This window comes from Geobacillus sp., assembly GCF_017515625.1.
In the GTDB taxonomy this organism is placed as follows: domain Bacteria; phylum Bacillota; class Bacilli; order Bacillales; family Anoxybacillaceae; genus Geobacillus; species Geobacillus stearothermophilus.
Window position 1 is genome coordinate 1 of the sequence record NZ_JAFWFM010000176.1, and the last position, 8,869, is coordinate 8,869.

Here is an 8,869-nt window from a genome sequence, read left to right on the forward strand (position 1 = left end):
GCCACAGGCAACATGAGTATCCATGATACTCAAGGGCGGGAACTCGCCATCTACGACTTCATACCTAAGCAATCCGTCAATACGTAAACGGTTTGACCGTAAATTCCAATGGGCGGATTTCACCATAATATACTTTGGCAAATAAATTCATTGCCCCATGGATATCACGGTGTCGTTTGTACCCGCATTGACATGTATATGTTTGGTGGGAGTTTGTTTTTGCGATGAGCGCCCGGCAGGGGAAAACGGGATGGCCAATGCCATGCCGGGCGAAAACGAAAGGAGCAAACCGGTTATGACGGAGCGGGTGGATGATATTGTTGAGGTTTGTTTATTAGCGGGAAAATTGATGCTTGAAAGCGGTGGGGAGACGTACCGGGTGGAAGATACAATGACGCGCATCGCTGCTTCGTTTGGCATGCCGCGCTCCCATGGTTATGTCACACCAACGGCCATTATTTTTTCTGTTGAAGGGACAGACTCAACCAGATTGATCCGCATTTCCGAGCGTTCGACTGATTTAGCGAAAGTGGCGGTCGTGAACGATATTTCCCGGCGCATCAGCCGCGGTGAATTGACGCTTGAAAAGGCGCGAAAGGAGCTCGAGGATATCGGGCGCGCCCCGATGGGTTACCCTCTTTGGCAGCAAACCGCCGCCGCAGCGTTAGCGAGTGCTTGTTTTGCGTCATTGATTGGAGGGATGGTTCACTTTTTCCCATCGCTTTTTTCCGGAGGGGTGGCAGTTTGGTGTTTTGAGATGGTGCATCGGTTTGTGAAAATCCGGTTTTTCGCGGAATTTTTTGCTTCTTTTGTCGCCGGGGGGCTCGTATTGTTAATGGTGCAGGCCGGATTTGGCGGGGACGTCGGGAACATGATCATCGGCTCGGTGTTGCCGCTCGTGCCGGGGCTGGCGATTACCAATGCGGTGCGCGATTTAATGGCCGGCCATTTGATCGCCGGTTTGTCGCGCGGTGCTGAGGCGTTTTTGACGGCGTTTGCGATCGGCACTGGCATCGCCTTTGTTTTATCTATTCGATGATAGGGAGCACAGGTCATGATTGTTATGCAGTTGCTGCTTAGCTTTGTGGCGTCAACGTTGTTTGGCATGATTTTTAATGTTCCGCCACGGCTGTTGCCGCATAGCGGATTTGTCGGGATGAGCGGATGGGCGGCCTATACGTTTGCTGTACGTTCGAGCGTAGACAGTGTGATTGCGACGTTTATAGCCGCGTTTTTCGTCGCCTTTTTAAGCAATGCGTTTGCTCGGCGCTATCGGGCGCCGGCAACCATTTTTATTGTTCCTGGCATTCTCCCGCTCGTTCCAGGTGGGACGGCATTTGAAGCGATGCGTCATGTCGTCATGAACGACTACAATGCAGCGATTCCGTTGGCGGCAAAAGCGTTCATGATTTTCCGGGGCGATTGCGATGGGGCTCATTTTTTCTGAGGTCGTCAACCAGCTGGTAAAGCGCCGCCCGTAATGGCACGTGTCTGTTTTTTCCAATCATTTGCCTATCGTTGTATTTGTTTGTCTGAATATTATAATGAATATAACGATGTTTTTTCTATCGATTTTGAAACAGCGGGGGAGAGCGGAATGAAAGACATTATCGAGCAGATGAAAGCGGAGCTATGGGAGGTTTTCGATCACCTTCACCGCCATCCAGAAATCAGCTGGGAAGAGTGGCAAACGACTGAATTTCTCCGTCGAGAGTTGGAGCGCGAAGGATATCGGGTGCGGACGTTTGCCGATTGCCCGGGTGTGGTGGCGGAAATCGGCGCCGGGCCGTTTACGGTTGGGGTGCGCAGCGATATGGATGCGCTTTGGCAAGAAGTGAACGGCGTTTGGCAGCCGAACCATGCGTGCGGACATGATGCCCACATGACGATCGTGCTCGGGGTGGCGAAGCTGCTTCGCCGCATCGGCTATGAGCCGCCGGGGACGCTCCGGTTTTTGTTCCAGCCGGCCGAGGAGAAAGGAACAGGGGCGTTAAAGCTGATCGAAAAAGGAGCGGTCGACGGCGTGTCGTTTTTATACGGCGTTCACCTGCGGCCGATTCAAGAAGTGAAAGGCGGATATGCGGCGCCGGCGATCATCCATGGGGCGGCGCAATGCATCGAAGGGCGGATCCGCGGTGTGGCGGCGCACGCGGCGCGGCCGCATTTAGGCGTCAATGTCATTGAAGTCGGCAGCGCCATTGTGCAAGAGCTCGGCAAAATTCATATTGATCCGCAAGTGCCGGCGTCGATCAAAATGACGAAGTTTCACGCCGGTGAAAAAGATGCGAACACGATCCCGGACTACGCGGAATTCTCCCTTGATTTGCGGGCGCAAACGAACGAGGCGATGGAGCGGCTCGTTGAAGGGCTGCGTCATGTGATCAACGGGGTCGCTGCCATTTATGGGGCGGAGATTGAACTAGTGGAACGGACGCGCATCGTCGCCGCTCATCCTGATCCAGATGCGGTGCGGATGATGGAGGAGGCGATTATCGCGGCCTTGGGGACGGAAAAATGCGTTCCGCCGGTTGTGACATCGGGAGGAGAGGATTTCCATTTTTATTCCTTTCAAAAACCGGAGCTGAAAACAACGATGCTCGGATTGGGCTGCGACTTGCGTCCGGGGCTCCATCACCCGAACATGACGTTCCGGCGCGATGATTTGCTTTCCGGTGTGGAAATTTTGGCGCGAACGGTCATCAATACGTTTGCGACGTTTGCGCTGCAGGGGGAGAACGGGCGTGTCTCTGTCACTGCAAATCATTGAGACGATCGAACAGTTGAAAGAGATGGCCAAGCTTGAGGAGGAGATTTGGAAAACAGCGCCGGTTCCGCTCCATCAAACGTTGACGGCGGCAAAAAACGGCGGCATTGTGATCGGCGCGTATATGGACGGGAAACTCGTCGGCTTTGTGTATAGCTTCCCTGGGTTTCGAAACGGGGAAGTGTATCTTTGTTCCCATATGATGGGGATTGATGCTTCCTTTCGCGACCGAGGAATCGGCTACCGTCTGAAAAGGAAGCAGGCGGAAGAAGCGCGGCGGCGCGGCTACCGAGTCATCCGCTGGACGTATGACCCGCTGCAAAGTCGCAACGGCTATTTGAACTTGGCGAAGCTTGGGGCTGTTGGCGTCGAGTATGTGGAAAACTGCTACGGCGAAATGAATGACGCGTTGAACGGTCAACTGCCGTCTGACCGCTTCATCGTCGAATGGCGGCTTGATGAGCGTCCGACCGGGGAGCGGAGCTTGGCTAAAGCTGATCTTCTCAAGGCCAGAAGTCTGACGGTGCTCGAGGCAGGGCAAAGGGCTGACGGCCTATTGCAGCCGGTGCCGAGAGACATCGATGAAACAGCGGCGCCGTTGTTGTTGACAGCCATCCCGCTTGACTTTCCGCAGCTGAAAGAGCGGGATTTCGCGCTGGCGCTTGAGTGGCGGCTGGCGACGCGCGCCTTGTTTCAGCGGCTGCTTGTGGAAGGATGGATTGCCGCCGGCGCTTGGCGCTGCCTGGAGGAAGGGGTGCTTTATTACATATGGAAGCGGCGGAGTGAACGATGGCAGCAGAAAGGGGAAGAAGAATGACGATCAACATCGAGTACGTCATATTGCGCCATTTACAAATGGAGTTGAAGGCGCCGTTTACGACGAGCTTCGGCACGTTTCAAAGGAAAGAGTTGATTTTAGTGGAAGTTGTCGATCGCGACGGCGTTTCCGGCTGGGGCGAATCGGTCGCATTTTCCGCCCCGTGGTACAGCGAGGAAACGGTGAAAACGAACTGGCATATGCTCGAAGATTTCCTTGTGCCGCTTGCGTTGGCTGAGCCGATTCACCACCCGGAGGAGCTGTCAAAGCGCTTTTCTGCCATCCGCCAAAACAACATGGCGAAAGCGGCGCTTGAGGGGGCGGTATGGGATTTGTACGCCAAGCGGCTCGGCGTTCCGCTTTCTCAAGCTCTCGGAGGAGCGAAAAAGGACATTGAAGTCGGCGTCAGCATCGGCATCCAGCCGACGGTTGCCGATCTGCTTCAGGTGACTGAGCGGTATGTGGCGCAAGGGTACCGGCGGATCAAGGTGAAAATCAAGCCAAGCTGGGATGTGGACGTCATTCGTGAGGTGCGGCGCGTGTTTCCTGACGTGCCGCTTATGGCCGATGCCAATTCGGCGTATACGCTTGTCGATGCGGATCGGCTGAAAGCGCTCGATGAATTCGGGTTGCTGATGATCGAGCAGCCGCTCGCCGCTGACGATCTTGTCGATCACGCTCGGCTGCAGCCGCTTCTTCAGACGCCGATTTGCCTTGATGAAAGCATTCGTTCCTATGACGATGCGCGCAAGGCGCTTGACCTTGGCAGCTGTCGCATCATCAACATCAAAATCGGGCGCGTTGGCGGGCTTGGCGAGGCGAAGCGCATCCACGATCTTTGCGCTGAGCGCGGTGCGCCGGTCTGGTGCGGGGGGATGCTGGAAGCAGGCGTCGGGCGCGCCCACAACATCGCGATCACGACGTTGGAAAACTTCACCCTTCCCGGCGACACCGCCGCGTCGTCGCATTATTGGGAGCGGGATATCATCACGCCGGAAGTTGAGGTGCACGGCGGCTTGATCCGCGTGCCGGACGCTCCCGGCATCGGCTATGACGTCGACCGCCGCCAAGTGGAGCGGTATACGCAGTTTGCGAAGGTGTTTCACCGTACGGCGACGGCATAAAGGATGATAAAGGGAGAAAGAAAAAATGATGATTAGACCGATTGAAGTTCGCGATGCGGAACATTTCTTGGAGTTGTGCAAAAAAATTGATGAATCTGGTTTTATGTTATTTGAGCCTGGCGAACGGCAAACAACGGTTGAGCAACAAAGTAAATCGATTGAAAGAATGTTGTCTGAGCCGAATAAAATGATCTTTGTTGCTGAAACGGAAAACAAGCTTGTCGGGTTCCTTGCTGTCATAGGAGGCGATGTAAAACGAAATCGACATTCTGCCAATGTTGTTTTGGGAGTTCTTGAAGACTATCAAGGACAGGGCATTGCCACGAAACTATTCAACAAAGCGTTTGAGTGGGCAAAGGAAGTTGGAATTTTGAGATTAGGACTTACGGTCATGAAAGGGAACGATAAGGCGTTCAACTTATATAGGAAGATGGGGTTCGTATTAGAAGGCGAGAGAGTTCAATCGTTAAGAGTGAATGGGGAATTTGTAAATGAATATTACCTATACAAACTGTTATAATGCTAATTGGGGCTGGCCCAAACGCAAGCACGTTTTGGGCCAGCCCCTTCTTTGCTGTGTTACACGCGTCCTATCCCAGTATTTGCTTTGACGACAATTTCCGTATATTTCTTTTCATCCGATTTTTTCGACGAGACGAGCGTGCCAACGATCGCACCGATAAAGCCGAGCGGAATCGAGATGATGCCCGGGTTGGCGGCGACGATTTTGTCATAGCCGACAAACGCGGCGGCGCCAAAGCCTAAAAAGATCGTCATGACGTAGAAAAGCCCAATGATCCATGTTGCATAAACGACCGATTTGCGCGCAGTCGGGGCGTCTTTGACCGTAAAGAAGCGGATTAAAATGTGCGGCAGCCCGGCCGTCCCCAACGCGAGCGCCAAGTTGAGTGAAATCGTATCGAGCGGGTCTTTAAACTTGTTGCCCGGGTTTAAAAACGCTTCGCCAAGCGGTGTCGCGGTTTTGACTTCATGGAACATTTTGGCGATGCTGAAATCGAATTTAGCAAAGACGATGATGGAAATGATAAACGTACCGACCATCAGCAAGACGGCTTTGACGATTTGCACCCAGCTCGTTGCCGTCATGCCGCCGAAGACGACGTACACCGTCATCAAAACGCCGACAATCAAGACGGAATAAATGTAGTCTAGACCCAACAGAAGCTTGATGAGGCCGCCGGCGCCGACAAGCTGGGCGATCATATAGAAAATCGAGATGGCGATCGTATTTAACGCCGCGCACTTTCTTATCATCAAAACGGGCGGCGATCATATCGGCCATCGTGTATGCTGACCGGCCCAATCGCTGGTGCATTGAGCGCTTTCGAATACGACGTCAACACCGGAAGGGCGAAGTAAAAGACGAAGAAAAAGACGGTGGCTGGGATGATAAACTGCTTCTTCGCCTGAATGAGTCCGCGGAACGAAGCGGATTGGGCAATGGTTTCATAGTTCGCTCCCTTGATTGACCCATGATTCCTTTTTCACTGCCATCGTGATCCCTCCTTGTTTGTATTAAAGCGTTTTCAAAATGAGTAATGGAATGTTCTTCCGCAAGCGGCGGATGTGAATCCCCCTTTCTTGACACAAATTTGTCACACATTCATTATACATTTATCTGAAAAATTTTTAAATTTATTTTTTTGTTATTTTTAAAAATTATTTTTTTGCTTTGCCGCACAAAACGGAAAAAGTTTTTTGTTGTTTTTCTTATTTTCGCACTTTACAAAAAAACAAGGATCATGTAGAATGACAACTGTATTCGACAATAAAATTCAACAATTTTCTACAAAAAACGACAAGGGGAGACATCTATGAATTTGTTTCGTAAAAAACCGATTCAGTTGCTTATGAAAGAATCGGGGGCAAAAGGAGCTTCGCTACGAAAAGAGTTAGGCGCATTTGATTTGACGATGCTCGGCATCGGCGCCATTATCGGGACAGGCATTTTCGTCCTGACTGGGGTGGCGGCGGCGGAACATGCTGGTCCGGCTCTCGTTCTTTCGTTCGTTTTGTCTGGGTTGGCGTGCGTGTTTGCGGCGCTTTGCTACGCCGAGTTCGCCTCGACGGTGCCAGTGGCGGGGAGTGCTTACACTTACAGCTATGCCACGTTTGGTGAGCTCATCGCTTGGATTTTAGGCTGGGATTTGATTTTGGAATATGGGGTTGCTTCGTCGGCGGTTGCCGTCGGTTGGTCCGGTTATTTCCAAGGGTTGCTTGCCGGTTTTGGCATCGAACTCCCGAAAGCATTGACGAGCGCATATGATCCGGAGAAAGGGACGTTCATCGATTTGCCAGCGATTTTAATTATTCTGTTCATTACGTTTTTATTGAATTTAGGGGCGAAAAAATCGGCCCGTTTCAATACGATTGTCGTTTTTATTAAAGTGGCTGTCATCTTGCTTTTCTTGGCGGTCGGTGTTTGGTATGTCAAACCGGAAAACTGGACGCCGTTTATGCCGTATGGCTTCTCTGGGGTGGCAGCCGGCGCGGCGACGGTGTTTTTCGCTTACATCGGCTTTGATGCGGTGTCGACGGCGGCAGAAGAAGTGCGCAATCCGCAGCGCGATATGCCGATTGGCATCATCGTCTCGTTGCTTGTGTGCACATTGTTGTATATTGTGGTTTCGCTCGTATTGACAGGCATCGTTCCGTACGAGCAGCTCAACGTGAAAAACCCAGTGGCGTTTGCGTTAAACTATATCCACCAAGACTGGGTGGCAGGCTTTATTTCGCTCGGGGCGATCGCCGGCATTACGACCGTGCTCCTTGTGATGATGTATGGGCAGACGCGTCTCTTCTACGCCATCAGCCGCGACGGTTTGTTGCCGAAAGTGTTTGCCCGCATCAGCCCGACGCGCCAAGTGCCGTATGTCAATACGTGGCTGACGGGAGCGGCTGTAGCGGTATTTGCCGGCATCATTCCGCTCAATAAATTGGCGGAACTGACGAACATCGGCACGCTCTTTGCCTTTATCACCGTCTCGATCGGCGTGTTGGTGCTGCGTAAAACACAGCCGGACTTAAAGCGGGCATTCCGCGTTCCGTTTGTCCCAGTCATCCCGATTTTGGCCGTGTTGTTCTGCGGCTACCTCGTTCTTCAGCTTCCGGCGATGACATGGATCGGTTTTGTCTCGTGGCTGCTGATCGGTTTAGTGATTTACTTTATCTACGGCCGCAAGCATAGTGAGCTGAATAAAATGGCACGGACGGAAGAAAATGCCGGATGAACGGCCAAACAATGAAAAAGGGGTTGACCCAAATGGGGAAACAGCCCCTTTTTCCATTATGTCAAATTTTTCGGCAACACCGCGTTTCACTCTTTTTTCATGCGGAAAAACCCCGATTCAAATAAAGAAAGTTCCCCTTCAGGCAGGGAAATTCCCCCTAAAAAAGGGAGTCATGGAAGCGCCCGTCCATCGCGGTTGGGGGGCATTATGCAACCAAAAAGACAGCAGATGACGACCGCAACAACAAGAAAGATCGCCGCCAAGCCGACGTCCACCGCCATTTGAAAGCGATGGATGCCAAAATGAAAAAAGCCGAGTGATTCCGCTCGGCTTTATTCCGTTTTTCGGCCTGCCAATTCGCTTTGTGCTTGAGCAATGAGCCGTTTCGTCATTTCTCCGCCGACGGAGCCGTTGGCGCGCGAAACCGTGCCAGCCCCGAGCTGTACGCCAAACTCTTGGGCGATTTCGTACTTAATTTGTTCCAACGCTTGTTCGATGCCTGGAACAAGCAGTTTGTTGCTTGAACGAGCCATATGAAATTCCTCCTTGATGGTTTTTTGATGAGGTATGATTAGTATGGACGATCGAACAAAGAGATATGGTTGGGAATTACAGGATTAATTTTCCATTAAAAACATCCATGAGTAAGCTTTTACTCGCCACCCAAGCATGAAAATAACCGCTCATGGATTCATTATTTTCACAGAAAAACGCACATCATATAAGTGGAAATATCGACTTCATAAGAAAGGGACCGAAGCGATGGAATGGACGGTGCAACTGTCAAAAGCGGCAGGGAGGAAGGCTGGTCGGGGGCGGGCGGTCGCTGCGCTTGCCTCGATTCCGCTTGTCATGACGCTGGGCAATTCGATGCTCATCCCGGTGCTGCCGGCGATGGAACGGCATCTCGACA

The 8,869-nt window shown here is 52.1% G+C and carries 7 protein-coding genes and 4 pseudogenes; 8 read left to right on the forward strand and 3 right to left on the reverse strand.

Annotation, left to right across the window (positions count from 1 at the left end; all coding sequences use genetic code 11):
* The first annotated feature begins 295 nt into the window (after positions 1-295).
* The 6 genes and pseudogenes from IKE44_RS10270 (at position 296) to IKE44_RS10295 (ending at position 5,225) form a co-directional block, all read left to right on the forward strand.
* Complete coding sequence (locus IKE44_RS10270) at positions 296-1,039, forward strand: threonine/serine exporter family protein (RefSeq protein ID WP_287465828.1); 744 nt, start codon at positions 296-298, stop codon at positions 1,037-1,039.
* A gap of 15 nt (positions 1,040-1,054) precedes the next feature.
* A pseudogene (locus IKE44_RS10275) lies at positions 1,055-1,481 on the forward strand (threonine/serine exporter family protein).
* A gap of 116 nt (positions 1,482-1,597) precedes the next feature.
* Positions 1,598-2,767 carry a M20 peptidase aminoacylase family protein gene (locus IKE44_RS10280; protein ID WP_049626376.1) on the forward strand — a complete coding sequence of 390 codons (1,170 nt, stop codon included), beginning with the start codon at positions 1,598-1,600 and terminating at the stop codon, positions 2,765-2,767.
* Complete coding sequence (locus IKE44_RS10285) at positions 2,742-3,581, forward strand: GNAT family N-acetyltransferase (protein WP_049626377.1); 840 nt, start codon at positions 2,742-2,744, stop codon at positions 3,579-3,581. Before IKE44_RS10280 ends, IKE44_RS10285 begins: the two co-directional genes overlap by 26 nt.
* The gene (gene menC, locus IKE44_RS10290; protein WP_287465829.1) at positions 3,578-4,705 is read left to right on the forward strand and encodes an o-succinylbenzoate synthase; all 1,128 of its coding nucleotides are present in this window, start codon (positions 3,578-3,580) and stop codon (positions 4,703-4,705) included. The genes IKE44_RS10285 and menC overlap by 4 nt, the downstream gene beginning before the upstream one ends.
* Before the next feature lie 25 nt (positions 4,706-4,730).
* A complete protein-coding gene (locus IKE44_RS10295) occupies positions 4,731-5,225 on the forward strand; it encodes a GNAT family N-acetyltransferase (protein WP_015374232.1) in 495 nt (164 codons plus the stop codon).
* Positions 5,226-5,392: 167 nt separating this feature from the next.
* On the opposite strand, the pseudogene IKE44_RS10300 reads toward IKE44_RS10295, so the two are convergent.
* Both IKE44_RS10300 and IKE44_RS10305 read right to left on the reverse strand, forming a co-directional pair.
* Positions 5,393-6,014 (reverse strand): annotated as a pseudogene (locus IKE44_RS10300) (solute symporter family protein); the annotation flags it as partial.
* A 1-nt stretch (position 6,015) separates the two neighbouring features.
* Positions 6,016-6,220: pseudogene (locus tag IKE44_RS10305) on the reverse strand (DUF485 domain-containing protein); the annotation flags it as partial.
* A 320-nt stretch (positions 6,221-6,540) separates the two neighbouring features.
* On the opposite strand from IKE44_RS10305, the gene bcaP reads away from it, so the two are divergent.
* Positions 6,541-7,956 carry a branched-chain amino acid transporter BcaP gene (gene bcaP / locus IKE44_RS10310; protein WP_049625387.1) on the forward strand — a complete coding sequence of 472 codons (1,416 nt, stop codon included), beginning with the start codon at positions 6,541-6,543 and terminating at the stop codon, positions 7,954-7,956.
* 332 nt (positions 7,957-8,288) lie between these two features.
* Here bcaP and IKE44_RS10315 read toward each other — a convergent pair whose 3' ends face one another.
* Entirely contained in the window at positions 8,289-8,489 is a 201-nt protein-coding gene (locus IKE44_RS10315) for an alpha/beta-type small acid-soluble spore protein (RefSeq protein WP_025948410.1), read from the reverse strand.
* Positions 8,490-8,718: 229 nt separating this feature from the next.
* Here IKE44_RS10315 and IKE44_RS10320 point away from each other — a divergent pair.
* Positions 8,719-8,869, forward strand: a pseudogene (locus IKE44_RS10320) (MFS transporter); the annotation flags it as partial.

Excerpts from the sequence above, each read along its gene's own strand:
- IKE44_RS10315 (WP_025948410.1), bottom strand. The coding sequence starts at position 8,489 with ATGGCTCGTTCAAGCAACAAACTGCTTGTTCCAGGCATCGAACAAGCG.
- IKE44_RS10270 (WP_287465828.1), top strand. The coding sequence starts at position 296 with ATGACGGAGCGGGTGGATGATATTGTTGAGGTTTGTTTATTAGCGGGA.
- IKE44_RS10295 (WP_015374232.1), top strand. The coding sequence starts at position 4,731 with ATGATGATTAGACCGATTGAAGTTCGCGATGCGGAACATTTCTTGGAG.
- IKE44_RS10280 (WP_049626376.1), top strand. The coding sequence starts at position 1,598 with ATGAAAGACATTATCGAGCAGATGAAAGCGGAGCTATGGGAGGTTTTC.
- bcaP (WP_049625387.1), top strand. The coding sequence starts at position 6,541 with ATGAATTTGTTTCGTAAAAAACCGATTCAGTTGCTTATGAAAGAATCG.
- menC (WP_287465829.1), top strand. The coding sequence starts at position 3,578 with ATGACGATCAACATCGAGTACGTCATATTGCGCCATTTACAAATGGAG.